The 26387-nt window shown below is 56.3% G+C and carries 27 protein-coding genes and 1 pseudogene; 17 read left to right on the top strand and 11 right to left on the bottom strand.

The window, feature by feature from the left end; genetic code table 11:
* Positions 1-13: 13 nt before the first annotated feature.
* From ACYSMN_RS18580 to ACYSMN_RS18515, 14 genes and pseudogenes are all read left to right on the top strand, one after another.
* Positions 14-841 (top strand): outer membrane protein assembly factor BamD, encoded by an 828-nt coding sequence (locus ACYSMN_RS18580; protein ID WP_488925415.1) that lies wholly within the window; start codon positions 14-16, stop codon positions 839-841.
* Between the two features lie 86 nt (positions 842-927).
* Positions 928-1272 carry a DNA-directed RNA polymerase subunit omega gene (locus ACYSMN_RS18575; protein WP_488925414.1) on the top strand — a complete coding sequence of 115 codons (345 nt, stop codon included), beginning with the start codon at positions 928-930 and terminating at the stop codon, positions 1270-1272.
* A gap of 93 nt (positions 1273-1365) precedes the next feature.
* A pseudogene (locus ACYSMN_RS18570) lies at positions 1366-1905 on the top strand (flavoprotein); the annotation flags it as partial.
* Between the two features lie 325 nt (positions 1906-2230).
* Positions 2231-2881, top strand: a complete 651-nt coding sequence (locus tag ACYSMN_RS18565; RefSeq protein WP_488925413.1) for a phosphopantothenoylcysteine decarboxylase domain-containing protein — start codon at positions 2231-2233, stop codon at positions 2879-2881.
* Complete coding sequence (gene porD / locus ACYSMN_RS18560; RefSeq protein ID WP_488925412.1) at positions 2871-3803, top strand: type IX secretion system protein PorD; 933 nt, start codon at positions 2871-2873, stop codon at positions 3801-3803. Before ACYSMN_RS18565 ends, porD begins: the two co-directional genes overlap by 11 nt.
* Positions 3804-4018: 215 nt before the next feature.
* Entirely contained in the window at positions 4019-5692 is a 1674-nt protein-coding gene (gene recN / locus ACYSMN_RS18555; RefSeq protein ID WP_488925411.1) for a DNA repair protein RecN, read from the top strand.
* A 105-nt stretch (positions 5693-5797) separates the two neighbouring features.
* Entirely contained in the window at positions 5798-6616 is an 819-nt protein-coding gene (locus tag ACYSMN_RS18550; RefSeq protein ID WP_488925410.1) for an enoyl-ACP reductase FabI, read from the top strand.
* A 485-nt stretch (positions 6617-7101) separates the two neighbouring features.
* A complete protein-coding gene (gene cypC / locus ACYSMN_RS18545) occupies positions 7102-8427 on the top strand; it encodes a CYP152 family fatty-acid peroxygenase CypC (protein WP_488925409.1) in 1326 nt (441 codons plus the stop codon).
* A gap of 305 nt (positions 8428-8732) precedes the next feature.
* Entirely contained in the window at positions 8733-9854 is a 1122-nt protein-coding gene (locus tag ACYSMN_RS18540; RefSeq protein ID WP_488925408.1) for an SPFH domain-containing protein, read from the top strand.
* Entirely contained in the window at positions 9851-10774 is a 924-nt protein-coding gene (locus ACYSMN_RS18535) for an NAD(+)/NADH kinase (protein WP_488925407.1), read from the top strand. The genes ACYSMN_RS18540 and ACYSMN_RS18535 overlap by 4 nt, the downstream gene beginning before the upstream one ends.
* 678 nt (positions 10775-11452) lie before the next feature.
* The gene (locus ACYSMN_RS18530; RefSeq protein WP_488925406.1) at positions 11453-11869 is read left to right on the top strand and encodes a tellurite resistance TerB family protein; all 417 of its coding nucleotides are present in this window, start codon (positions 11453-11455) and stop codon (positions 11867-11869) included.
* A 63-nt stretch (positions 11870-11932) separates the two neighbouring features.
* Positions 11933-12151, top strand: coding sequence for a hypothetical protein (locus ACYSMN_RS18525; RefSeq protein ID WP_488925405.1), 219 nt, complete (start codon positions 11933-11935; stop codon positions 12149-12151).
* 10 nt (positions 12152-12161) lie between these two features.
* The gene (locus ACYSMN_RS18520; RefSeq protein WP_488925404.1) at positions 12162-12554 is read left to right on the top strand and encodes a VOC family protein; all 393 of its coding nucleotides are present in this window, start codon (positions 12162-12164) and stop codon (positions 12552-12554) included.
* Positions 12555-12608: 54 nt separating this feature from the next.
* On the top strand, positions 12609-13247 hold the full coding sequence (locus ACYSMN_RS18515; RefSeq protein ID WP_488925403.1) for an HAD family hydrolase: 639 nt from the start codon (positions 12609-12611) through the stop codon (positions 13245-13247).
* Positions 13248-13586: 339 nt separating this feature from the next.
* On the opposite strand, the gene ACYSMN_RS18510 is transcribed toward ACYSMN_RS18515, so the two are convergent.
* Both ACYSMN_RS18510 and ACYSMN_RS18505 read right to left on the bottom strand, forming a co-directional pair.
* A complete protein-coding gene (locus ACYSMN_RS18510) occupies positions 13587-14279 on the bottom strand; it encodes a hypothetical protein (protein WP_488925402.1) in 693 nt (230 codons plus the stop codon).
* Positions 14280-14487: 208 nt separating this feature from the next.
* Positions 14488-14946, bottom strand: coding sequence for a nuclear transport factor 2 family protein (locus ACYSMN_RS18505; protein ID WP_488925401.1), 459 nt, complete (start codon positions 14944-14946; stop codon positions 14488-14490).
* A 118-nt stretch (positions 14947-15064) separates the two neighbouring features.
* On the opposite strand from ACYSMN_RS18505, the gene ACYSMN_RS18500 reads away from it, so the two are divergent.
* Positions 15065-15418, top strand: a complete 354-nt coding sequence (locus ACYSMN_RS18500; protein WP_488925400.1) for a winged helix-turn-helix transcriptional regulator — start codon at positions 15065-15067, stop codon at positions 15416-15418.
* 196 nt (positions 15419-15614) lie between these two features.
* Here the strand turns inward: ACYSMN_RS18500 and ACYSMN_RS18495 are convergent, their stop codons facing one another.
* From ACYSMN_RS18495 to ACYSMN_RS18460, 8 genes are all read right to left on the bottom strand, one after another.
* Positions 15615-16214, bottom strand: coding sequence for a hypothetical protein (locus tag ACYSMN_RS18495; protein WP_488925399.1), 600 nt, complete (start codon positions 16212-16214; stop codon positions 15615-15617).
* Between the two features lie 718 nt (positions 16215-16932).
* A complete protein-coding gene (locus ACYSMN_RS18490; RefSeq protein WP_488925398.1) occupies positions 16933-17421 on the bottom strand; it encodes a DUF6756 family protein in 489 nt (162 codons plus the stop codon).
* 35 nt (positions 17422-17456) lie between these two features.
* Positions 17457-19568, bottom strand: a complete 2112-nt coding sequence (locus tag ACYSMN_RS18485; RefSeq protein ID WP_488925397.1) for an ExeM/NucH family extracellular endonuclease — start codon at positions 19566-19568, stop codon at positions 17457-17459.
* A 310-nt stretch (positions 19569-19878) separates the two neighbouring features.
* Positions 19879-20547 (bottom strand): hypothetical protein, encoded by a 669-nt coding sequence (locus tag ACYSMN_RS18480; RefSeq protein ID WP_488925396.1) that lies wholly within the window; start codon positions 20545-20547, stop codon positions 19879-19881.
* A 23-nt stretch (positions 20548-20570) separates the two neighbouring features.
* On the bottom strand, positions 20571-21431 hold the full coding sequence (locus ACYSMN_RS18475; protein WP_488925395.1) for a dienelactone hydrolase family protein: 861 nt from the start codon (positions 21429-21431) through the stop codon (positions 20571-20573).
* A gap of 86 nt (positions 21432-21517) precedes the next feature.
* The gene (locus ACYSMN_RS18470; protein WP_488925394.1) at positions 21518-22402 is read right to left on the bottom strand and encodes a hypothetical protein; all 885 of its coding nucleotides are present in this window, start codon (positions 22400-22402) and stop codon (positions 21518-21520) included.
* A gap of 189 nt (positions 22403-22591) precedes the next feature.
* Positions 22592-22963: a cupin domain-containing protein gene (locus ACYSMN_RS18465; RefSeq protein ID WP_488925393.1), complete on the bottom strand. Its 372-nt coding sequence runs from the start codon at positions 22961-22963 to the stop codon at positions 22592-22594.
* The gene (locus ACYSMN_RS18460) at positions 22963-23214 is read right to left on the bottom strand and encodes a Kazal-type serine protease inhibitor family protein (RefSeq protein WP_488925392.1); all 252 of its coding nucleotides are present in this window, start codon (positions 23212-23214) and stop codon (positions 22963-22965) included. The genes ACYSMN_RS18465 and ACYSMN_RS18460 overlap by 1 nt, the downstream gene beginning before the upstream one ends.
* 267 nt (positions 23215-23481) lie before the next feature.
* Here ACYSMN_RS18460 and ACYSMN_RS18455 point away from each other — a divergent pair, with 267 nt between their 5' ends.
* Complete coding sequence (locus ACYSMN_RS18455) at positions 23482-23916, top strand: YtxH domain-containing protein (RefSeq protein WP_488925391.1); 435 nt, start codon at positions 23482-23484, stop codon at positions 23914-23916.
* Positions 23917-24061: 145 nt separating this feature from the next.
* Entirely contained in the window at positions 24062-24463 is a 402-nt protein-coding gene (locus ACYSMN_RS18450; RefSeq protein WP_488925390.1) for a YtxH domain-containing protein, read from the top strand.
* A gap of 345 nt (positions 24464-24808) precedes the next feature.
* Here ACYSMN_RS18450 and lysS read toward each other — a convergent pair whose 3' ends face one another.
* Entirely contained in the window at positions 24809-26365 is a 1557-nt protein-coding gene (gene lysS, locus ACYSMN_RS18445; RefSeq protein WP_488925389.1) for a lysine--tRNA ligase, read from the bottom strand.
* Positions 26366-26387: the final 22 nt, after the last annotated feature.

Here is a 26387-nt window from a genome sequence, read left to right as displayed (position 1 = left end):
CTTTGCGCCCCTTATGCATACTTTTCGCCCGACCCTTTTTGTTCTGTTGTTGAGCACGCTGCTGCTCGGCGCCTGCAGCGGCTACCAGAAGCTGCTTAAGAGCAACGATGTGAACAAGAAGTACGAAGCTGCCATTCAGTACTACGACAAAGGCGACTTCTTCAAAGCCGGTACGCTGCTCGAAGACCTCGTGCCGCTACTCAAAGGTCGTCCGGAAGCTGAAAAAGCCCAGTTTTACTTCGCCAACACCAACTTCCGCCAAAGCAACTACACGCTCAGCGCCTACTACTTCAAGTCCTTCGCCGACACGTATCCCAACTCCCAGTACGCCGAGGAAGCTAAGTTCCTGCAAGCCAAGTCGCTGTTTCGCGACTCGCCAGAGTGGGAGCTAGATCAAACGAACACCTATTCGGCGCTGGAAACCCTCCAGGAGTTCCTGAACGGCTACCCTAGCAGTACCTTCCGTCCCGAAGCGGAAAATATGTCGCAGGAGTTGCAAAAGAAGCTGGAAAACAAAGCCTACCAGGGCGCCAAGCTCTACTACAATCTGCGCTACTATCAGTCGGCCGTAGTGGCTCTGACCACGTTCCAACAGCAGTTTCCGGCTTCAGCCTTCAACGAAGAAGCGGATTTCCTAAAGGTTAGCGCCCAGTACGATTTGGCCCGGGAAAGCGTGCCGGAGAAGCAGCGGGAGCGGTACCTGGAAGTAACAGCGTTCTACCAGCACTTCATCGACACCTACCCGCAGAGCCGGCGCCTGAAAGAAGCCGAGCGGATGTACACCGATGCCCGCGACCAGGCCGCCAAGCTCAAACCCGCCGAGCCGACGGCCGCAAAGTAATAGGAATGGCTTAATTGTTACATGGTTGAATGGTTAGCCGTTCTTGATCAACAATTAAGCAATACAACAATTTAACTATTGACCCCATGAAAACCCCGAACAACGCCTCCGCCTCCATCGTGACCCGCAACATGTCGGAATTCGCGGCCGAAACCGGCAACGTATACGAGTCCATTGCTGTCATCTCGAAGCGTGCCAACCAACTGGCTGTAAAGCTGAAAGAGGAGCTAAATAGCAAGCTGGCCGAATTCGCTACCACCGTCGACAACCTTGAAGAGGTGTTCGAAAACCGGGAGCAAATCGAAATCAGCAAGCACTACGAGCGTCTGCCCAAACCTACCAACCTCGCTATTGAAGAGTTTTTGGAAGGTAAAGTACACTATCGCACGCCCGCCGAAGAAGACCTGACCGAAGGCCGTAAAGCCGAGTAATTGTCATTTCCAGCGCAGCGAGAAATCTGAGGAACGCCGTTTGGTGCCAGATTAGATTTCCCGCTGCGCTGGAAATGACAGCATTGTTGCGTGATGCTGCAAAAACGCAAAATCTTACTGGGAGTGTGCGGTAGTATTGCCGCCTATAAAGCCGCGCCATTGGTGCGGCTGCTCGTCAAGGCCGGAGCCGAGGTGCAAGTCATTCTGACGGCCTCGGCTTCGGCTTTTGTTACGCCCCTCACCTTGGGCACGCTCTCCAAAAATCCCGTGCTGCAAGGGTTCCTCAAGGATGAAGCCGCCGGCGAATGGCACAATCACGTGCACCTGGGCCTCTGGGCCGATGTGCTACTGGTAGCGCCAGCTTCGGCCAACACGGTGGCCCACTTCGCCCACGGCCTCTGCGACTCGCTGCTCGACGCTGTGTATCTCTCGGCGCGCTGCCCCGTGCTGCTGGCCCCCGCCATGGACCTCGACATGTACGCCCATCCCGCTACCACTGCCAACCTAGCCAAGCTCCGTTCCTACGGCAACATCGTGCTCGATTCCCCCGCCGGCGAGCTAGCCAGCGGCCTTTCCGGCCCTGGCCGCATGCTGGAACCCGAAGACATTGTAGTCGAGCTGGAGCGGTTTTTTGGAGGGATGAGGGATGAAGGATGAAGGATGGCCTAAGCAGGCAATTGTTTGTTGCCGTTGGTTCCGGTCTGCTCGCTTTTTCGGCGAGCTGACCGGTCGCCGCGAGCTGAGGTTGCTTCGTTTACTTAACTGCCGCAATTCAGAATTCAGAATTCAGAATTCAGAATGAACGGATGGCGCGCCCTTCGACCGGTCAGCCCGCCGAAAAAGCGGGCAGACCGGGACGTGCTACCAATTGCTCATTCCTCATTGCTAATTGTTCATTGAATACAGCCTAGCGCTTCCCCAATTCATAATTCCTCATTCATAATTCAGAATTTAAAAGATGCTTGTGCTTATTACTGCCGGACCCACGTACGAGCCGCTTGATCCGGTGCGGTTTATCGGCAACCATAGCACCGGCAAGATGGGCTACGCGCTGGCCGAGGCGTTTGCGGCGGCTGGGGCCGAAGTGACGCTCATCAGTGGCCCCAGCAACCTACCCGACCCTGCGAATCCGCACATTCAGACGCAGCGCGTAACCACTGCCGACCAGATGTATGCGGCGGCAGCAGCGGTGGCGTCCCAAGCCGATGTGTGGGTATTCGCGGCGGCCGTTGCCGACTATAAGCCAGCCCAGGTGGCGGAGCAGAAAATCAAAAAGGACGGCGACACGCTCACGCTGGATCTAGTGAAGAACGTGGATATTGCCGCCACGCTCGGGAAAATGAAGCGGCCCGAACAATATTCCGTGGGTTTTGCGTTGGAAACAAACGACGAGGAAGCCCACGCCCGCGACAAGCTGCGCCGCAAGAACTTCGACCTCGTGGTGCTCAATTCCCTGCGCGATGCCGGCGCCGGGTTTCGCCACGATACCAACAAAGTGACGCTGCTGGACGCGCAGGGCCAAACTCGTATCTTTGAAGTAAAGCCCAAGGCCGAAGTGGCCCGCGACATTGTTGAAGCTGTTCTTGCCCGTTTGCCCCGTGAAGCATAAATCTCCGCTGTCTGCCTTACTCGTTATCTTGATTGCGCTGCTGACCAGCCACTCCGGCCAGGCGCAGGAAATCCAGGCTCAAGTGCGCGTCACCACCGAAAACGTGACCATTGCGGACCGGCAGCTGGTGCAGCAGATGCAGAACGACATGCAGACGTTCATCAACACCCGCTCTTTTACCAGCCAGACCTACCGGCCCGAGGAGCGAATTCAAATGCGAATATTCGTGGGCATTACCGCCATTCCGCAGAACGGACAGTATTTGGCTACGGCCCGCATCGTGTCGACGCGGCCGGTATATGGCACTGGCACAGAAACCAACCTGCTGAGCTTTTCCGACCGTAACTTCCTTTTCAACTACTCGCCGCAAACCCCCATTGATTTCTCCGAAAACAACTTCGTGGGCAATCTATCGGCGCTGCTGACTTTCTACGCCTACCTTACTATCGGCATCGACCAGGACAGTTTCTCGCGTCTTGGCGGCTCGCCTTACTACGACCGGGCCCGGATTGTGCTGCAAAATGCTTCATCGCAGACGGTAACCAACGAAGCAGATGAAGCCTGGAAAGACAGCCAGCCACGAAACCGCTATTGGCTGCTCAACAACTTACAAGACCCGCAGCTTGAGGCCTTCCGCACGGGTATTTACGCCTATTATCGCCAGGGGCTCGACGTATTCATCGAGAAGCCGGAAGAAGCCCGCGCTAGTATTTTCACGGCGCTGCAAGGCGTGCAGAAGGCGGCACTCCGGCGGCCCGGCACCTTGCTGGCCCGCGCCTTTTTTGATACCAAGGCCGAGGAAATAGCCAATATCTTCCGTAGCGCAACGGACGTTCAGCAGAAACAGAATCTCACCAACATGATGATAGAGGTAGATCCTACCAACACGGCCAAGTACCAGGCCATGCTGCGGCAGCCTTAGCCCAGGAATAGAGCAAGAAGTCGGGCTCGTTCCGCAGAAAGAAAAACTAGAGTTTTCCTCTCCTTTGAGGCATTAAAAATCTTTATTGCGAAAATTATTGGCAATTCGCTAAATGAGTTAGTAGCTTTGCAAAAGCTACTACGCCGCTATGGCTGCGTGGTAGCTTTTTTTCTTCGTCAGCTACGGTCGGGTATCCGGCCCTCATGTGGATTGCTATGCTGGTTGACCTTCGCATCCGGAACTACGCCCTGATTGAGCAGCTGCAGCTGCAACCCTCGGCTCTTTTGAACATCATCACCGGCGAAACAGGCGCCGGTAAATCTATCATGCTAGGCGCCATTGGCCTGTTGCTCGGCAACCGCGCCGACTTGCGTATGCTCTTCGACACCGAAAAGAAATGCGTGATTGAAGGCCAGTTCGATATCAGCGGCTACCACCTCCAGGACATCTTCGAAGCCGCGGACCTCGACTATGATACACAGTGCATTCTGCGCCGCGAAATAAGCCCGGCTGGTAAATCGCGGGCTTTCGTGAACGACACGCCCGTGACGCTGGAAACGCTGCGCAGCATTGGCGCCAACCTCATGGACATCCACTCGCAGCACGACACGCTGCTGCTCGCCGATGCCGTGTTTCAGCTGAACCTGCTGGATCTGTACGCGGGCTTGGTCCCGACTAGGGCGCAGTACAGCAACTCCTACCGCCAGTACCGCAAGCTCGAAGCCGACCTCAAAACCCTGGAAGACCAAGTAGCCCAGGCCAACAAAGAGCTGGACTACCACAGCTTCCTGCTGACCGAGCTGGAAGATGCCCGCCTCGACAACGAGCGGCAAGACGAGCTGGAACAGGAAGTAAAAGAGCTGGAGCACGCCGAGGAAATCAAGTATAAGCTGACCAGCGCCCTGCAAAGCCTGAGCGAGAGTGAGTATTGCGCTACCACGGCCCTCAAGGAAGCTACCACGCTGCTAGGCCAGATTGCGCCCTACTCCGAGCCGGCCCGGGAGCTAAAACACCGCCTCGACAGCTGCCTGATTGAAGTGCACGATATAGTAGACGAGATTGAAGCCGTAGAGCGTCGCACCGAAGGCGACCCCGCCCGCATCGACGAGCTGCAAAGCCGCCTCAACGTGCTCTACAGCCTGCAACGCAAGCACCAAGTGCGCGACGTAGTAGCTTTGCTAGCCGTCCGCGGCGACCTGCGTGACAAAGTAGGTTCCGTGCTCAACCTCGACAAGCAAATCAACCGTCTCCGCCGCGACGCGGAGGCTGCGCTGGCGACCGTGCAGAAGCAGGCGGTACGTCTTTCCGAAGCCCGCCGCAAGGTGTTCCCGAAGTTTGAGAAAGAACTGGCCTCGCTGCTCGTGGACCTGGGTATGCCGCACTCGCGCATTGTAGTGCAGCACCACGAAAGCCAGCCCAGCGCCAGCGGCATCGACGTAGTGAGCATCCTGTTCTCGGCCAATAAAGGCGCCCAGCCGCAGACCTTGAGCAAAGCAGCTTCGGGTGGGGAATTTTCGCGCCTCATGCTGTGCATCAAGTACATGCTGGCTGATAAAACCGCGTTGCCAACCATAGTATTCGACGAAATAGACACCGGCATTAGTGGGGAAATAGCGGTGAAGGTGGGCCGCATGATGCAGCAGATGGCGCGCAAGCACCAACTCATTGCCATCAGCCACCTGCCGCAAATGGCCGCCGCCGGCGACGCCCACTACTTCGTGTACAAGGAAGACCGCGCCGACCGTACCGTGAGCCGCATCCGGCTGCTCAACCTGGAAGAGCGTATCCACGAAATAGCCCAGATGATTTCGGGGGCCAAACCCAGCCAGCACGCCTACCAAAGCGCCCGGGAACTGCTGGCCATGCGCGGCGAGGAACTGGTGGGATAGAGGCGTTTTTGGTTTTTCGTTGTTGGTTATTGGTTATTTGTGAACTTGAAGCCCGAAACCAGGCAGCAGCGGAGGCCAAAAACGAAAACTCAAAACGAAAAACCAATGTCTAATCTACTCGCTGGCAAGGTCGGCATCATATCCGGCGCTCTGAACGAGGATTCTATTGCCTGGAAAGTAGCCTTGAAGGCGCACGCCGAAGGGGCTCGTTTCGTGCTCACCAACGCTCCGCTGGCCATGCGCATGGGCGAAATCAACAAGCTTTCCGAGCAGTGCAACGCGCCCATCATTCCGGCCGATGCCACCTCAATGGAAGACCTGGAGAAGCTCTTCAGCGGCGCGCAGGAGCAACTAGGCGGCAAGCTCGATTTCGTGCTGCACAGCATCGGTATGAGTGCCAACATCCGCAAAGGCAAGCACTACGGCGAGTTGAACTACGAGTGGTTCCAGAAGACCTTGGACGTGTCGGCCCTCTCGTTTCACAAGATGCTGGCCGTGGCCGAGAAGCAGGACGCCTTCAACGAGTGGGGCTCGGTAGTAGCCTTGTCCTACATTGCCGCCCAGCGGGCCTTCCTCGATTACACCGATATGTCGCAGGCCAAAGCCGTGCTGGAAAGCATTGCCCGCAGCTACGGCCAGCGCCTCGGCAAGCTCAAAAAGGTGCGCGTGAACACCATTTCGCAGTCGCCCACCAAAACCACGGCCGGCACCGGTATCAGCGGCTTTGATGCTTTCTTCGAATACGCCAACCGGATGGCTCCGCTCGGTAACGCGCCCGCCGAAGCCTGCGCCGATTACTGCATCAGCCTATTTTCGGACCTGACCCGCTACGTAACCATGCAGAACCTCATGCACGACGGCGGTTTCAGCACTACCGGCATTTCGGAGGAGATAGTAGAGGCCATTACGAGTCTGAAAGCATAGGTTGCTATACCTCCTTATGGAAAAAAGCCTGGTCCTGTGGCCAGGCTTTTTGTTTGAACGTCAGTATACAATGCCGCTTATGACTTTCCTAAAATAACTCACGTTGTTGAGTGAAGAGTCGTCAGTAGGTGAGCACCGGAGGGGCGATATAGCGGTAGAAGATACCGCCGGTGAAGTTGGGAAAAGCACTATTGGGGCGACACAATCTGGCCAACGAAGGGTGTCGCCCCGATGGGGCTTGATTGTTTATGCTTTGCTTTTGCTACCGCTATGTCGCCCCTCCGGGGCTCACCTACTGACGACTCTTCACTCGGCAACGTGGGTTAAGTAATGGGCCTACAGCAAGCGCATATCTCACTTCTCACGTTTTGCCATTCAGGGTTAGCGTGAAAGCTGCGCAATATCCCAATGCCGGTGCCTACGTAGGAAAAGAAGACAAGCCGGCTCATATGCGCTGGTCCATTTCTTCTTGCTCCGTAGCCCTCATGCCCAAGATTTTTCACGTTCCCGGCCTCGATAACACGCTTAAGCTGCTCCGCGAGGGCTATCCTTTTTTGCAGCGCCGCCACCAGCTCTACGACACCGACCTCTTTCGGATGCGGCTGATGGGGCAGGAGGTCATTTGCATGCACGGCCCGGAAGCTGCCGAGCTGCTCTACGACCCAAACCGTTTCACGCGAACGGGGGCCATACCGCGCCGGGTGCAAACCACCCTCATGGGCAAAGATGGTATTCAGACCCGCAACAACGACGAACACCGCTGCCGCAAGGATATGTTTATGTCGGTGATGGGGCCCGGCAGCCGGCATCGGCTTACGCGTCTGCTGGCCGAGCAGTGGCAGACCTACGCCCAGAAATGGGAGCAGATGGAACGGGTAGAGCTGTTTTCGGAGGCCGAAGAAATCCTTTGCCGGGCGGCTTGTGCCTGGACGGGCGTGCCACTGCGCGAGAAGGAAGTGCGCCTGCGCGCCCGCGACTTTGGAGCTATGGTAGATGCTTTCGGTGGGGTGGGAGCGCGGCACGGCCGGGGCAAGCAGGCCCGTAACCGCGCCGAAAAGTGGATTCGTGGCATCATCCGGGATATTCGGTCGGGCGAGTTGCCGATTGAGGAAGGCATGCCGGCCTACGTGGTGGCCTGGCACCATGAGCCGGATGGTGAGCTGCTGACAACCCAAATGGCGGCCATTGAGCTGATCAACTTGCTGCGGCCCATCGTGGCTATTGCTACCTACATCACCTTCGCGGCACTGGCTTTGTACGAGTACCCGCCGTATCGGCAGCTGCTGCGCAACCCCAACGACGACTACACCGAGCTATTTGTGCAGGAAGTGCGCCGCTATTTCCCGTTTACGCCGTTTTTGGGTGCCCGAGTGCGCGAAGATTTCACCTGGAACGGCTTTCCGTTTCCGAAGGGCACATTGGTGCTGCTCGATGTGTACGGCGCCAACCACGACGAGCGGCTCTGGCAAGATCCCAACGTGTTCTGGCCCGACCGTTTCCGCAACTGGCAAGGCAGCGCCTTCGACTTCATCCCGCAAGGTGGCGGCGACTATCTAACCGGCCACCGGTGCGCCGGTGAATGGATTACCATCGAAGCCATGAAGCAGGCCGTGGGCTTCCTCAATGACAGCATCACCTTCGACGTGCCTCTCCAAAACCTGCACTACGACCTGACGCGCCTACCGACGTTGCCCACCAGCGGCTTCATCATGACCCGAGTGAAAGGCACTGGCAAGCCCGCCCCTACCGCCGTTGCCGTACCAGCCGACCCAGCCGCAACTCCAGTATCGGCTTGTCCATTTCCTCACTAGCCATTCTGAATACGTGGCGTTTGCGCCGCTACAAAATGAGGTTGGTGCCATTCCGCGAGATGCGCAATTGGCATTAACCGCGTCTTCGAGCCTTGTTCGAAGCCGTATTACAGGACACACAAAAGGGTGGTGCTACTTAGCACCACCCTTTTGTTGTTTGTCAGGTTAGCCGCGCGCACTTAACCGAGGCAGGTAGCTAAGAGTAGCTATAGCCTAAGCTTGTAGTTGAGTTGTATAAGCGCCACGTTGGAGGTGATACGTTTTATGAGAATATTGCTCAACAATTCATCTTCTCCGCCTCTCGCATGTTCGGCATCAGCTACAGCAAGTTCGATTCGATGACCTATGTCATCCAGTACAAAAACGGGCGTATCGTGCGGGAGGGACGGGGTTTGTCTTTTTTCTACGCTACCCTCAACAGCTCTATCGTTGCCATTCCGATTGGTAGCAACGACTTGCCATTCATTTTCAACGACACCACCAACGACTACCAAAGCCTGTCCATTCAGGGCCAGATCACCTATAAGATCAGCAACCCTAAGCAACTGGCCGAACTGCTCGATTTTACGGTTAATGCGGCGGGCGTGTACAAGAAGAACGATATCGAGAAGCTCAATCAGCGGCTCGTGAATGAGGCGCAGGCGGCTACTTCGTCGTTGGTGCACGAGTTGGGGCTGAAGGAGGCAATCCGGTCGAACAAGGCGGTGGAGGCCCGGATTCAGGAGGGGCTGCAAACGTCGCCGGCGGTGGCGCTGCTGGGTATTGAAGTGCTGGGCGTCAATATTCTAGCCATCAAGGCCAACCCCGAAATGGCGCGGGCCCTCGAAACCGAAACCCGTGAGCGTCTGCAACAGGACGCCGACCAGGCTATCTACGAGCGCCGCAACTTCGCCGTGGAGCAGGAGCGCCGCATCAAGGAGAGCGAGCTGAACACCGACATTGCGGTGGAGGAAAAGCGCAAGCAGATCGACGAGAAGAAGATGGAAGCCCAGATTCAGCGCGCCGACAACGAGCGAAAATTGCGCGAGATGCAGGTGCAGGCCGACATTGCGGTGGAAACCCAGCGGGCCCAGCTGCTGGAGCAGAAAACCACCAACGAGCGGCAGGAAGCCGAAACCCAGGGCTACGTCATCGACACCACGCTCAAGCCCTACCGCGACCTGGACTGGCGCACGCTCGTGGCCCTCAACAACAACCCGGACCCGCGCTTCAACATCGCGCTGGCCTTCCGGGAGCTGGCCGAAAATGCCGGCAAAATCGGCACGCTCAACATCAGCCCTGAGCTGCTCGAAAGCATTTTGGGCGCCGATAACACCCGCAACCGCTCTACGGATGGCTTCCCGGACAACCGGCCCGATTCCGGCTCCGGCAACGACGGGCAGGGCGGCAACAGGTCGGGCGTCGGCAAAGGAGGGCGCCGGGGATGAGCCGGATTGAGTACGCCATCGTCATCCGCAACAAAACCCGTCTCGAAGCCCTGATTGAGCGCTTCAATACAGCCGCGCAGGCGCGGTTCTACATCGAGCGCTCGGGCGGCGACTTTGCCGAGTACGAGCAGGAGCACGAGCGGTTTGAGGCGGCACTGTCGTTGGTGCAGCGGCAGTTGGCGGGCATTGTGAAGAATAAGGTGGTGGACCGGGCGTTCCTGCCTTCATTCATCTTCGCTGACAACCAGGTGGTGGTCGTGGTGGGCCAAGACGGGCTGGTGGCGAATACGGCCAAGTACGTCGGCGACCGGCCCATTGTGGCCGTCAACCCAGACCCGGACCGCTACGACGGGCAGCTGCTGCCGTTCCGCCCCGACACGTGCCTGCGGGCCGTGCAGCAGGTGATGGCTGGCAAGCATCAAGTCCGAACCGTGGGGCTGGCCGAAGCCCGCCTCAACGACGGGCAGCGTCTGCTGGCCTTCAACGACCTGTTCGTGGGTGCGGCTTCGCACGTGTCGGCGCGGTATAAGGTGTCGTTTGGGGAGCAGGCCGAGGAGCATTCTTCGTCGGGTATTATCGTGAGCACGCCGGCCGGGGCTACGGGCTGGCTTAGCTCCGTGTATAACATGGCGGCCGGGGTGGAGGACTTTGCGGGTGCTCCGTTTAGCATCGGTGAATATCCGCGCCCGCTAGAAGGGGAGTTGTTATTTGTGGTGCGGGAGCCGTTTCGGAGCCGACGCACGCAGTGTGAGTTGGTGGCCGGGCGAGTACGAACCGATGCGCCGCTGCTGATAGAGTCGCGGATGCCGGCCGGCGGCGTCATCTTCTCCGATGGTATCGAAACCGACTTTCTCCAGTTCAATGCCGGCGCCATTGCCACCATTGGCCCGGCCCCGGAGCAAGTGCGGCTGGTGATATGAGACGTGAGATATGAGACGTGAGATATGAGAGGTGGGATATGAGAGGTGAGAGTTTAGCTGGCAGCCGGGTAAAATACTTTACTATGGGGTCTTTGTCTGACCATTTAGGGCCACCGCACACCTGCGCGGACGCCTGCGCGGGCTGACGGCTTTTCGCCGTTTGTCCGCTCGTCGTTGTTGAGTGCCTGGTCCTACCGCTCGCCGTGCCACCATCGAGCCCAGTGCTTTTTAGTGAGACTTAGCTGGTGGGGTTCTGCTAGCCCCAGCGGGGCGTCATATCGGTAGTAGCCTAATGACTACGTAATTCTCAAGCCCCGGCGGGGCGACACGCTATTAGCCCCGGAACCAGAGACGCCCGCCACTCTGACACCGCTACGTGGCAACTTAAAGCGGTTTCGCGGAACCTCACCCCCTGACCCCCTCTCCTTAGGAAGAGGGGGCACCGGTTTTGCGGGACCTCACCCTCGACCTCTTTCCTTGAGGTAACGCGCATGAAGCGTTTGCGGGGTCGGGGGTGAGGTCCCGCAAAACTGCTCTTGATACCCCAAGGCGGCTCAAAAACCGCCTGTAAGTAGCCAAAAGTGTATCCCGACAGTAGCTGGCAGGCAAAACCTTCCCGGAAGGGTGTCGTTGAGTGAAGTCAGTATTCCCGAATAAGCACCGACGAACCCCACCCATATGCAATCCTCCCACGACCTACAGGAAGTCCTGAACACGCCGCAGAAGAAGCTGGCATTTTATCAAAATCTGGTGCTGGTAGCCGCTGCCGATGGCGAGCTGGACGAGCAAGAAAGCCAGTTGCTGCTCCAGATTGGCAACCAGCTCGGCCTCAAGTCCGAGGAGGTACAGCCCATTGCCGACAACCTCGCCGTACTCAGCTTCATCGTTCCCGCTGATGGCCTGCAACGCACCCTGGAACTGCAAACGCTGGTGCAGATGATGCTCCAAGACGGCCAGATTGACCCGCGTGAATACGGCCTGTGCATGGAATACGCCAACCGCATCGGCTACAGCAAAGACATCCTCGATGACATGGTGAGCCAACTAGCCGGCGGCCCACCCTCCGACAACCGCAACCCACCCACCGCCAGCTGAATTAACCACTGCCTCCGCGCCACACGCAGATGTAGTTTGGCGGGGGCGTTGAAATTCACGGCCATGAGCATTTTAGAAGCCTATAACACCTGGGCTGGCACTTACGACAAGGCCGAGGGAAGCACCTTCGAGCTAGAATACCACGTGTACCACATTTGCGAAACGGGCCAACGGCGTTGGAGCAGTGAATGCCCGTTGCAAGAAGCACGACTGGTGCTAGCCCAGCACGCTGTCAACCAACCAAGCAGCCCACAAACGGTTATCTGTTGCTATAAATCTTAACACATCTTGCATGGTCATCGAACACGTTGCCCTATGGACGACCGATCTGGAGGGGGTTAAGGACTTCTACACTCGCTATTTTGAGGCTGTGGCGGGAGAGAGATACCACAACCCCACGAAGCAATTCACCTCGTACTTCCTCCGCTTTGCGTCCGGGGCCCGCTTGGAGCTGATGCACAAGCCTACTACAGGAGCGGTACCAGCAACGGCTGGTACCGCTCCTGTAGTAGGCTATGCCCATCTGGCCTTTTCGACGGGTAGCCAGGAAGCCGTAAACGACCTCACCGAGCGGCTGCGCAACGACGGCTACTCCGTGCTAGGCGAACCCCGCACCACCGGCGACGGCTACTACGAGAGCGTGGTGGCCGACCCCGACGGTAATCCAGTGGAAATCACCGTCTGAGCATCTTACATTTAACCTTCCGGCCATTCGGCTGGCTACAACTTGCTTCCCTGCATGACTCATTCCTCTTATACCACCGTCGTGTTCGACCTGGGTGGGGTTCTGATTGACTGGAATCCGCGCTACCTGTACCGCAAACTATTCGCGGAAGAGGCCGAAATGGAAGATTTCATTGCCCGCGTGTGTACCGCGGCCTGGAACGAGGAGCAGGACGCGGGCCGGCCGCTGGCCGAAGCTACTGCCCTGCTCGTGGCGCAGTATCCGCAGCACGCGGCCCTCATTGAGGCGTATTATGGCCGGTTCGATGAAATGTTTAGCGGGCCCATTGCCGGCACGGTGGCAGTGCTGGCCGAAATCAAAGAGGCCGGGCAGCACCGGCTCTACGCCCTCACCAACTGGTCGCACGAAACGTTTCCGTACGCGCTACAGACCTTCGACTTCCTGCACTGGTTTGAAGGCATCGTGGTATCGGGCGCTGAAAAGACGCGCAAGCCTTTCCCGGCCATCTACCAAACCCTGCTCCAGCGCTACGCCCTCGACCCCGCTCACACCATCTTCATCGACGATAACGCGGCCAACGTGCGCGCCGCTCAGGAAGTAGGACTAAAGGCCATTCAGTTTCGCTCGCCCGAGCAGCTGCGCGCAGATTTGGTGACGTACGGTGTGCTGCCGGAAACGGCCTCCACCCCGTAAACGGCATAAGCTAGCAAAGTGCTGGTAGCAGCGGTTTGGGCGTCGGCGGCGCGGCCGCTAGGACTACACGTCTCTCTTCGATTCGCGTCCTGACTAGTTCACATGCACCAAGACAAGTGCTGACTCGCTTCCGCACAGTGAAAAGCACCCCGAGACAAGTCCCGAGGATATTTTATATGTGCGGAAGTCCCTTGGGACAAGTCCCGGGACACTGTCGTAAAGCAAAAAGACCCCCGGGACTTGTCCCGAGGGTCTTCACGAGATACTAGAGCTATCCGGGACAAGTCCCGGTACTCATCCTAAGCGCATGTAAACGCTCCGGGACTTGTCCCGGAGCGTTTACATATTAGGCTGTGGCTGCTTCTGTTTGGCTGGTCGCTTAGCAACCCGTGTACTGCCAAAATCAAAAAAGCGGTACACCTGCGCCGAATCATCGAAGCGCAGCTCTAGCTGGGCCTTGAAGCGGCGCAGGGCGCGGGCCAGGGCCAGCCAGTCGGCGGCCAGGGCTACGCGGGCCCCGGAAATAGCGGCGCCGGCCGTGGTGCGCGACTCGTCGGCATTGGCCAGCTGCTGGTACGCGGCCTGGGCCTCGGCGGCCAGGGGGGCGTGGTTCATGGCCGCGGCGTGCTCGGTATAGAGCGCCAGCAGCAGCTTGGACTCCTGGAGTAGCTCGGGCTGCGGCAGTTTCGCCAGCTTGCTTTTGAAGTACTTCTTGAAATCGGCGTAGATGGGCAGTTTGCGCAGCTTGGGCGTTACATGGTCCTTGGTGGTGTCATCGACGAAGGTGAGCCAGTTCTTGCGGGCCGTGCGGAAGGCCTCCGTATCGCCCGCCGTCGAGCCATCGGCGTCGCCCAGGTTCTCATCGAAGCCAGTGAGGGCAGCTTCCAGCGCGGTGAAGTGGGCCGTGAATTCCGGGCCTAGTTCGGCCTGTCGGCCCGCCGCGAGGGCTGCGGTGCCCAGGGCTTTGAAGTTGACCCGCGAGATAGGCAGGGTCGCGAAGAAATTGTCAAAATAACTCTGGTAAGCAGGCATGAAATAAAGAATGAGAAGTGAAAAAATAGCCCGGACCGTCGAGCCCGGGCCGGGTATAAGGTAGAGTATTGCGGAGCTTATTTAAGCACCAGAACGAAAGTATATTTTTACAATTATATGTAAGTGTGCACGGAGGAAATAGCGCGGCAGAACGGCCGCAGGCAGAATAGCTCATCAACTTCACTACAAACGTCGCGCTATTTGTTGGCTAGCTGGCCAGCACGTGCGGGTTGCCGGTGGTATAAAGCACCTTCAAAGCGAGTCCCGCAATCTGCCAGTGCCCGGTGGTTTTGGTGAGCGTATCGGTGTACTCGGCCCGGAGCGTAAACTCAGGCCCGTCCGCGAAGCCCGGAATCAGGTGGTTGCCTTCAAACTGCGAAACGCTCGTGGCGTGGCCGTTGGAATGCAGCTGAATGCGGAAGTTGGTGCACAGATGTTGGGTAACCAGGCCCGGCTTGCTGAACGCGTATTGGAAAATGGCCACCAACTCCTGCTTCGTCATGGTGCGGGGCGGCATGCCGTAGTCGGTGTAGTCGGTGTGGAGTTCGTCGGTGAGCAGGCTTTGCAGCAGGGGCCAGTCTTTAGTGTCGAGCGCCTGAGCGAAGCGGTAGCGGACTTGGCGGATGGCTTCCTGGTCCAGCAGTTCCTGGAGGAGTTGGGTTTCCATGATTGGCGAGTGTGAAGGTTAGGTTGAAGTTCGCCGACAAACCTAGTGGCCTTGCTTGCTATCTGACAACCAATTACCAAATTGTAGCCCACTAGCCTAAAAGTAACTAAAGCTGAAAATGAGAAAGTTAACCTCGAAGAATTTCGAGAACGAGCAGCAGCTCGCCGACTCCTGCCCCATGCAGCTCGCCCTGCAACTGATTAGCGGGCGCTGGAAATTGTTGCTCGTGTGGTACATCCACAGCGGGGTGCTGCGCTTTAGCGCCTTTCGCAAGCTCCTGCCCGCCATTACCACCAAAATGCTGAGCCAGCAGCTGCGCGAGCTGGAAGCCAGCGGCCTCATCACGCGCACCATCTACCCCGAAATGCCGCCGCGCGTAGAATACGGCCTCACGCTCAAAGGCGAGTCGCTGGTGCCCGTGCTGGAACACCTCAATGCCTGGGGAGAATCCCTCAAACCAGCCGCCGCTTAGAAAGCTGTTGCAGCTAACCTCCACACGACGTTCTTCTGGCTTGCTGGGATGAGAAAATGCGCCCCATTCGTCCGTAAATAGGGTGTCGTTAGTACCGAATCGGCGGCGCCCCAAGCTGTAACTTCAGCTTTGTGGGGTGCTGTTCTGGGCGGAAGCAACTGTTAGATAGAAGGCGTAATGCGCAGCGCAGGTGAGGCTAGTCAATGCTCTTAAAGACCAGCAGATTCTCGTCATCGTTTGCTCTTTTGAAGAGGGCCTTGATTTTGAGAAAGACTTGTTCTGTTGCTTCGACGGATTCCGCAGAGCCATTGAGCTTATACACGCCTTCCTCAAGCATTTTTTCATACTGAAAAAAAGGCAGCAAGCTGCTAAAGCCGAATCCCGTAAGCAGGCCGTGCATGGTTTGTATCTGCACTCTGTCGTACAACCGGACCAACGCACCTTGGCCACCCTTGATGCTGGGCGAAATAACGTTTCCGCTGTTCCAGATAAAGCGCGGCGGAAAGCTTATATTCTTGCTTATCAGATATTCATCGATAAGATAATCAAGCATGGAGGAGCATCTCCATTTGTCGTAGAAATAGTCTGACTCAGTAGCATGGTACACTGTTTTCAAGCCTTGCACATCCTGATTAAATTGAATCCCGACCTCATCATCAAAGTCATTAAAATTATTTTTATGTAAGGCAGTAGGTGCGAAGGACACTAGCTCAGCATAGTCGTCATTCTCCAATGCCTTGCTGATGATTAAATATATCTGTCGGGGAACGATGCACAAGGTTAAGTCTAAAGCCATTGTTGGAGAAGTATGTATTTGATTATTTGTGCTTGGTAATACTTAGTGAGCTTATTTTAGCGGGGTAGAATGTCAAAAGCAACCAGGAAATAGCTGAAACTACTCTGTGTAATTGTTCCAAAACTCAATTACTCTAGGATTCTCAGCACTGCAGAAGGAATTGGATAGACGAATTTTAAATTCGTGCGCAAAATAGCTTGCCAAGTCGTAGCCGTAGTAAACTATATCCGTCTGGTAAACTGATAGTACGGGGTTGCCAACTGCATGTGGCCGGTCTGGTAAGTAGCGGTGAGAGTATACTGGAATAAGCCTCGGGTAGGCAGCATAGTGCTGTTTTACCACTGCGGCCTGCTCCAGATACATAGCTGGCTTCGGGCCCCACATGCTGCTATACCATATATTATTTCTTACATCAAATAGTGCTCCCTCCAAGGGCCAGTTAAGTCGCGAAATTATAGTATTAGCCGCTGCTTTTGAGACTAAGCCAAGCCGCCAATGCACAAACCCAGTGGAAGCAGGTAGCGCAGTTTGGAGCAATAGCCGCAAGTCGGGCGGAAACCGGAAGGCGAATTTCTCCTCCACGTCCGAAACTTCGCTGTCAGTCAAACCAGGATCAAATTCAATTCCTTTTTCGGCTAAGGCTGTAATGATGTAGTGTACTTGTTCGACTGTCATATTACCATCGTCACTAAAATCCTGAATGGGCAAATGGTAATACCTATCTTATCATTGGTTCTAATTGTTTCATCTTTTCAACAACTGCATTTCCAGACCCAATAAGACAATCATGATGATCAATGCAAAGTATCCATTCATACTTCTTTGAAATAAGATATAATTCATCTGTATGGCATGTCTCCGCGTAGATAGTTTGCATAGCTTCTACTCTGCCTTCATACAGCCAGAATTTGTTTCCTCCATCAGCCGACTCATTCAGCATAAGCCAAATAGTCTCCTCTTTAGGAACCACTTTATCTAACAATAAATAAGGGCGTTCCTCTGAGCTGATAACGTGGTAGTCATTTTTGAAGGCCGTCCAGAGCCATATGGGCCGGGCAGTAGGGTGGTCGAGCTGACAAAACGCCTGATATATTTTTTCCTCTAACTCCCGCCAATTAGTGGTGTGTGGCAGCGGCCGAAAGTCTGATTCTGGTATTTGAAACTGCTTGCGAATAGTTTCAATCTCTTCTCGTAAAGGCGTCCACATATCGCATTGGAAATAAGTTTGCTGTGTAAGTAGCGCTAATCTTTTACCACACGCTGAGTTTGGTTGATGCCGTTGCCACGCAGACGCAGCATGTAAATACCAGGAGCGAGGTGTGCGGTGTAACGGTCAAGCTCGGCTTGCAATAGGGAAGGTGAACCATTGAGAGACAGTAGCGGCTGGCCTTGGAGCAAGGAAAATTCCAGCTGCAAAGGAGTGGAACCAGTCGGCACCCGGAAAGCTGAGGACTCTCCGGCGCCAGCCGTAGTGGAATACACGAATAGGCGGCCTTTGGCAGAAGTAGAAGCCAGGCCGGTGAAGTTCACGCCGATGAGCACTGGGTCGTGGTCAGAGGAACGGAACGGGCTCTTGATATCGGTGGCCTCGCCGGCTACATCGTACTGCAAAAAGACCGGCTCCGCGGAGTTGATATTCCACTTCTTCACGTCGATGAAGCCTACCAAATTCGACGTTATCACGCAATGGTCGAGCGAGCCGGTGAGGCCCTTGAACACGAAAGAGGCGCTGGTTGGTGGTGTAGCCGCCACCAGGCCCGCCGCCCGCAGGATGTCGATGGGGTCTTCTTCGTAGTTGGCGTTGTAGTCGCCGATGCTCATGATGCGTTGCGCGCCGGCTGGTCTGACCCGGCTATTGATGAACTGCACCAACGCCCGGGCCTGCGCGCGGCGACGGTCATTGTAGCCGCCCTGCCCATCGTTCTGGTCGGCGTCAATACCGGTGCCGCCCACCCGCGACTTGAAATGGTTGACCACGATGCCCAGCGTATCGGGGCGGCTTTTGCGGGTGGCAAACAGCTGGGCCAGCGGCGGCCGCTCAAACACGTTCGTCACGGTAGCTATCATTGCCTTGCCTAGCGGTTTCACCGTTGCGGGCTTATAGATGAGGGCGCAGTGAATAACGTCCGTATTATTGGGCTGCTGCTTGGCCCCGCCATCATTCACGAAAGCATAGGTGCCGGCCCCCATGTGCTGGTTTAGGCCGTTCACTAGGTCTTGAATGGCGGATTCAGGGCCGGTACCATCATTCTCTATCTCCGTTAGGCCCACCACGTCGGCATCCATCTGCGCCAGCGCCGTAATGATTTTGGTTCGCTGCCGAGCGAAGTCGGCCGGGGTTTTGGCGCCGCGTTGGGTGGGGAAACCACCGCCCGCGCCGTCGCCGTTGAAATAGTTGAGGACGTTGAAGCTGGCTAGTTTCAGATCCAGCGAGCCAAACTGCGGTACCGTCGGCCGCACGGCTTTCAATACGGGAGCATCGGTGCCCGGCAGCGGCTGTATGCGCCACCGATTGAAGCCATACCCCAGAATGCCTCGCAGCTGAGCAATAGTGCTGCCCACGCGCGCCGTACCAAGTTTGGCATCGAGGTAAGGAATGGACTTGGGATTATTAGCTGAGCTTCCATCGTCGAGCACGATGGAAGTGTTTAAGTTGGCCGTTTGATAGGCGTCGATGGCGGCAACGTTGCCAACTCCCGTGCTAGTAGTGCCCGTTGCCTGGTCGTCGTTGGGGTCAATAAACTGCGTGGGCTGATACAGTAGGCCGGAAGGCGTCAGGGTCAGCTCACCGCGGTACCGCAAGCTGAATACGTCCGATACCGTCATGGGCCCCGAAAATTGCACACGCATTCCTTCGTACGGCTCTAGTGCCGCCGCCGAAAAGGTGGAGTTAGGAATGGTTCGGAAGTTGGGCAGCGTGTTGTCTTCCGACAGCGTGACGAGGCTAGTCGCGCGGGTTAGGACTGCCTGGCCGAAAGATGGTGCGCCGGCCTCTTCCAGCACCGTACCCGTAACGCGCACTTGCTCGCCAATGCGGACGATGGGGCTGTTTTGCACCACGAATATAGCGTCGGAGGTAGCTGAATTGCCATCGGAAGCCGCCGCCACTTCTTGCACGTAAAAGCCGGCTGGCCCCAGCCCCGCGTATACCCCGGTCACAATGCCTTCGATGGTGTAAGTGCCCGGCTTGGCCGCGTCGCCGGAGCCCTGAATGACCCCTATCTTGGTGATGGCAGCGGGTATTTCTGCCGGGTGAGAACTAGGCCGCGGGGCAGCGGAGGTCGAGAAAAAACTAAACAACTGAGCCGGAACCGACAGTACCACGGCTAAGCGGGAGGGAGTAAAAAAGGGCATAATGGCAAAAGGAGCGGCGGAGGGAGAAGGAGCGCGCCTACAATTTCAGTATTTTTAATGAAAATATTAACACTTCTCTATCATTGTTGAGCAAAATGTTCTTGAAATCTCAACAGTAGAATGAAACTACCTGATTTAGCAACAGCTTGGCAGGTAGAGCGGTAGCGAAATGGTCTACCAAGGCAAACCTCGAAGCTGCGGTGGTTGAAATAAATAAGTTTTTAGAAACGTCCTAGCGCCACCTCATCCGGCGCTACAGCTGGCATCCTGAAAAAGGGAAAACCACTTGAAGACCGAATTAGTGCAGGGCTTATGCCGCTACTAACTCTATCAGTCGCTGCCGGGTTATGGTCTGGTTGTCCCAGTACCACGGATTTTCCTCTTCCAGTCGGGCCAGCGTCTTGTCCGACTGTTGGGCTAGCCAGGCCACAAAAGCCTCGCGGCTGCTAAAGGTCTGTTTGGGCTCCGGATAACCGTCCCACAGCTCCACGTAACGATACTTACCGGCGGCGTAATCGAGGCCCATGCCGCAGTAGTCGCGGTGGCTGTAGCCGAGGCTGCGGCCCTGCCCAAGCGCATCCGCTACCTGCCCGGCTAGTTCGGAGCCGTAAAGAGTGGTACGACGAGGGCGAGTTTGTTTGTCTTTTAACTCTTGCTGCTTTACTTGTTGCTGAGCTGCTTCTTGCTGTGCCCACGTCACCCGCGAGTATACGAAGCTGCCCTGCTGCGCATCAACCGCAATAAAAAACTGCGCCACTTCGGGGCCTACGTGCGCCTCGAGGTAGTCGCCAATAAGTGCGTTGAAGGCTCGATCCTGCTCCCAAAAGAAAATAGTTTTGCCATCCGGTTTTTGCCCCCAGATGCTCATTTGGGCGCTTTGGCCATTAACTTCCAACCGCCCACGCACGCAGTCCGCATCCTGTAGCTTGCGCAGCAGGTAGGCGTTGATGGCGGTTTGGGTGGGAGAGAAGGAAGGCATGAGCGCAGCAGCGAGTAAAAGAGTTAGGCGAGCTTTTCCTTGAACAGCCGCAACGTCCGGTCCCAGGCTAGGTTGGCGGCGGCAGCATTGTAGCGGGCCGGGGAAGAATCGTTGTTGAAAGCGTGGTTGGCGCCTTCGTACAGGTACTGCTCGTACGTGATGCCCGCCGTTTTCAGAGCAGTTTCGTAAGCGGTCATACCCGCATTCACCCGCTCATCGAGGCCCGCATAGTGCAGCAGCAAAGCTGCTTTAATTTTGAGCGCGTCTTCCAGTGGGGGCTGCATACCGTAGTACGACACCGCCGCATTCAGATTAGGATCATTCGCGGCCAGCTTATTGGCCATTGCCCCACCCCAGCAAAAGCCCACGCAGCCAGTGCGGCCGTTGCTTTCGGGGTGGCGGCGCAGGTAAGCCAGGGCTGCGAGGTAATTTTGCAGGTTCTGCTGCGCATCAAGCTTGCCAATGAGCGTGCGGCCTTCGTCTTCGTTGCCGGGCGTGCCCCCGAACGGCGAAAGGGCATCTACCCCCAGCGCCAGATAACCCGCCGTAGCTACGCGGCGCGTCACATCCTTGATGTGGGGCGTCAGGCCGCGATTTTCGTGAATCACCACCACGGCGCCGCGCTTCTTCTTGGCTTTGGGGTGGGCCAGGTAGCCTTTCATCAACGTGTCGGCGGCGCCAGTCCAGCTCACTTCTTCCAGCAGCAACTCATCGGCCTGCTCCGATACCGTGGCCGCCTGGGCGTAGCCGGGTTCCAGCACTGCTAGTGCCGCCGCAGCCAAGGCAGTACCCCCGGTTAGCTTCACGAGACGCGCCATAAATTCCTTGCGAGTAAGCGGGGCGTGCGTGTACTCGTCGAATAAGTTGATGATGCGCTGATCCATAACGGTGGGAGTGAAGTGGCCCCCCAAGATAGCAGGAAGCCGACAGCTCGCACAAACCCCTCCTGCAATGCGGCCCGACAGCTCGGTTACGTAGCTGCGTCGTCGCCGGCGTACACGGTTTCCCGCGGCGGAAACAGCCGGTCTACGAGGTGCACTAGCCGCCAACGGGTGTTTTTAAGCGTTTTTTTCACAGGTACGGCCCGGAAGTCGAACGTGGCCAGAGCGGCTACTTCTTCTTCCACGGTGCGGCTCTTCAAACTCGACTCCAGTAGAAAAGTGCTGATGACTTCATTCCACTCATCTTTGTTGCTCCAATAGTGCCCAATGTAGGGCCGGGCAGCGCGCAACGTAAACCGCTCTTGCAACGCCACCGACAAAGCAAACTGTTCAATGAGGCGCGGTGTAACACCCTGCCGGCTCAAATCGTCGCAGACGGCTAAGGCTATCGCAATAGCCTCCGCGCCGCCCTGGGCCGGAATACCCACTACGCCGGCGTTCCACATCGTGTGCTGTTCGTTCAGCCGGATGCTTCCAAACGCCTTGCCGCCCGTCTGCCGCCACATCAGCTTTTCGGTTTTGCTGCCCAGCACCGCCAAGGCTCCTTCTGGTTCGTGCATGAAGGCGATGCCGCCTGCCAGTGCCGCGTGCAGTTCCGCAAACGAGCCGTGCAAGAACGTATCGGAATCGAGGTACAAAATGGGCTGCCCCGGAAATTGCCCTGCCACGTACTCCAGCGCCTTTATTTTGATGCGCCAGAAAAAATCGAACTCGCCTTTCCATTCGCTTAACGTAGTCGGCTCGATGGGTAGCACCGTTACGTGGCTAGTAAGGTGCCGGTAAAACTCCGGTGCATCCGTCACTACCGTGACGCCGCTTAGCCCGCCTCGGTGGCGCAGGAAGGAAAGAATGGAAAACTGGGCCTGAAAATGATTCCGGACATTGGCCCCAAACACCAAATACAGCAAGTTCATGGCTGCAACCTAACAGGTCTTTTCCAGACCTGTTAGGTTTTCTTTACCCAATGCAGAGCCGCACCATGCAAGCGGCACGAGCATGCACAGCAAAATCTCGTGGCTGTCTCTAGGTTCCGACAAGCTGGTGTCATACGAACTGTGGTCCACAGTCCTACCACCGGTGCCAAGTAGGACTTAGAGGAAATATTAGTCTTCTTCCCGGTGCACAGTGGCCATCGAGAAGGCCGGCACGCAGATAGACCAATACTCACACTCCCCATCAAACGGGTTGGAGTAGCGCACCCGCGCACCCGCCTTAATCAGCAACGACTCACCTGCGCCTAGCTCCACTACGTCGTCATCTATCTCAAACCGTTTGCGGCCGCGCACTACTATGGTCACCTCGTCAAACTCCGGGCGCTGGTGCGGCTCGCTCCACTGGGGCGGGGCTACCATGTGCGCCACACTGTACTGCGCAGTGCTGGTGCTAGCCAGCCCGATGTGCTCTTCAATGAGCTTGCCATCAGTAGTAGGCACTATAAACGGATTCTGCTGACGGAAATAGCGTTTTTCTGACATTAGCGAGGAGAAGTAGGAGTGGTTTTGTTGGGGCAGGCGCCGGGCGTGTAGCTCGTTACGCCGGCGTTGGTAGCAGTGCAGGCATTGCCGTAGGTCTCGCCGTTGCAGCCGCACACTGGGTCATATTGCATAGTGCACATAGCATCTTTCCGAATTTTAGCCGGGTCGATGCATGTCTTGGCGTTAGTGGGCGGCGTACTGCGAGTGCAGGCGCTGGCTAGCACTAGAAACAGCGGAAGCAAAGTTTTCATGTAAATCATTGACAGAAAAGGAGCCGGGACGAAAGTAGAGGTTCGGAGTCATATATGGAGGCAAAGAAGTAGTTGCGGCATTTGGGTATAGCAGTATATTGCAGCGCCTATCTTTTTTAGGCCAAGGTCATAACCTGCGTAGCTGAACGCCGTATTAGGCTCAGATTGGCAGAAACCCGACAGGGATTTTGGGCCTTCCCACTGCTACTTGGCAGCTGGATGCCACCCACTTGAAACTCATTCATCACCTTTCTCTCCCTCTACACCATGTCGTATCAAGAAGAAGACAACTCTGGCAAAATTCTCCTCGCTGCTTTAGCCGGTGCTGGTGCTGGCATTATTGCTGGCCTGCTGATGGCTCCCGACAAAGGCAAAGCTACCCGCGAAAAGCTGGGTACTGCTGCCACCAAATACAGCGGCCAGTTCGGTGAGCAACTGTCGAAGTACGGCGAAGAGCTGGACGCCAAATTCAAAGGCTACGTCGAGAAACTCGAAGACCTGGGCCTAACCGGCGCTGGCAGCAGCCTCAAGCTGAAAGGCGACTGGAACGCCTCGAAAGGCAAGCTGAAGCAGCAATATGCTCAACTCACCGACGAAGACCTGGAGTACACCGAAGGCCAGGGCGACGAATTAGTTGGCCGCTTGCAAAACAAGCTTGGCAAAGCCAAGAACGAAGTAATCAAGATGCTCAACGACCTGTAGGTCTTTCTGCTTCTTTGCGCAAAGCCCCGGTTTTCACCCGAAAATCGGGGCTTTGCTTGTTAACCAAGATCTGGTCTGAACCGTTATAAAGTACTAGCGCTGTGTAGCGTCGGCTGATTTTCTCACTTCCTAACTTTTCTGCGGTATGCAAGACACGAAAGGCAAAGTAATCCTCTCATTACTAGCTGGCGCCACAGCCGGCGTGGTGGCCGGGCTGCTGCTGGCTCCCGAAACCGGCGACGAAACACGCGCTAGCCTCAAAAAATCGGCCTCCAAACTCACCGATGACCTAAGTAAGCTGTTGAAAGATGGTTTAGAGCGTGCTAACGCTGCCCGTACCGCGGGCACCGAAACCGAGAAGCACCGCACAGATACCGGAAAACATCGCACCGACACGGAGAAGCACCGTACCGACCAAGCCGCTGCCGATGACTTACTCAGTTCGCTTAGCAACCGCTCCCAGTCCTCTGATGCCCAGGACGATCCTGACTCGGATTATGATGGTATAGGTGGCGATGCGCGGCATTCTGCCGGTTATGGCCAATAGCAACTAGCAAACTTTTTCAGAAAAGTTTGCGCACGTTGTAACCCTTCTGATAACACTGCGTTAAAGAACACATAACCGGCTTGAAAGAAGATCGGAGATGTTATTGAAGTAAAATTGCCGGCTGCTGAGCTTCTACTGGAAATGGTCAAACATTCTGGTAGCAAAATCTAGCAAGTCCATCGCAAGCTTCTTCGATAGACCCCGATTGGAATGGTAAGTCAGTTATACTAAAAGGAAAGCCTCCCACGATTTATGCGTGGGAGGCTTTCCGACTTTATAGCCGTTGCAAGCCGGAAGTCTTGACTGCTTGGGTGTGGGCCCGCGTGGTCAAGGCTTCCGGCTTTGTTATGCTTGGGGTTTAGGAGCGTTTTCGGATTTGGCATGCTCTGGTTTCATCTGCGGGAAGAACAGCACGTCTTGAATGGAGTTGGAATTGGTCATAATCATCGAGAGGCGGTCGATGCCGATACCGAGGCCAGCGGTGGGAGGCATGCCGAATTCCAAGGCCCGCAGAAAGTCTTCGTCGAGTACCATGGCTTCTGCGTCGCCGCGCTTGCCAAGCTCTAGCTGCTCCTCGAAGCGCTGCCGCTGGTCGATGGGGTCGTTCAGCTCCGAGAAGGCGTTGCAGATTTCCTTGCCGTTGCAAATAGCCTCAAACCGCTCCACTAGGCCCGGCTTGCTGCGGTGCTTCTTCGCCAGTGGCGACATTTCCACCGGATAATCGGTGATGAACGTGGGCTGGATGAGCTTGGGCTCCACGTGCTCCCCGAAGATTTCGTCGATAATCTTGGCTTTGCCCATGCTCGGCTCCAAGCCTACCTTCAGGTCTTTGGCAGCGGCGCGCAGTTCATCTTCGCTCTTGCCGTCGATGTTGAAACCAGTGTAATGCTCAATGGCCTCGGCCATAGTGAAGCGCTTCCAAGGGCGCTGGAAATTGATGATGTTGTCACCAACTTTCACTTCGGTCTGGCCGTGCAGCACCATCGCCACGCGCTCCACCATTTCCTCCACTAGGTCCATCATCCAGTAGTAGTCCTTGTAGGCTACGTACAGCTCCATCTGTGTGAATTCCGGGTTGTGAAACCGCGACATTCCCTCGTTACGGAAGTCCTTTGAGAATTCGTACACCCCATCGAAGCCACCCACGATAAGGCGCTTCAGGTATAACTCGTTGGCGATGCGCAGGTAGAGCGTCATGTCCAGCGTGTTGTGGTGAGTTTTGAAAGGACGCGCCGCCGCGCCGCCGTACAGCGGCTGCAGAATTGGTGTTTCTACCTCGAGGTAACCTTTATCGTTCAAGTAGTTGCGCATGGCCTGCACCAATTGCGTGCGCTTGATGAAGGCTTCGCGCACTTGCGGGTTTACCGCCAGGTCCACGTAGCGTTGGCGGTAGCGCTGCTCCGGGTCGGTGAAGGCGTCGTACACGGTTTTCTCGCCCGTCACTTCGTCTACCCGCTCTTTTACTACCGGCAGCGGGCGTAGGGTCTTGGAGAGCAGCTTCAGTTCCGTAACGTGGACGGACGTTTCGCCCACCTGCGTCTTGAACACGTGGCCTTTCACGCCAATGAAGTCGCTCAAATCGAGCAGCTTCTTGAATACTACGTTGTAGAGTGTCTTATCCTCACCAGGGCAGATTTCGTCCCGGTTGATGTAGAGCTGAATGCGGCCAGTGGTATCCATCAACTCCGCAAACGAGGCTTTGCCCATCACCCGAACCGACATCAACCGACCAGCCAAGCTCACTTCCTGGAAGTTGTTCAGCTCGGGGTGGTAGTTGTCGTGGATTTCCTGGGCGTAGAAGTTCACGTCAAACAGCTCGGACGGGTATGGCTCAATGCCAAGCTTCTGAAGTTCCTCCAGCTTCTGGCGGCGTATGATTTCCTGTTCGCTGAGATGCTGCATGGGGAAAGGCTTAAAAAGAAGG

The organism is Hymenobacter sp. M1-2 (assembly GCF_057808495.1).
Note: the sequence above shows the minus strand (reverse complement) of the source record. Positions and strands in the feature narration are given on the sequence as shown.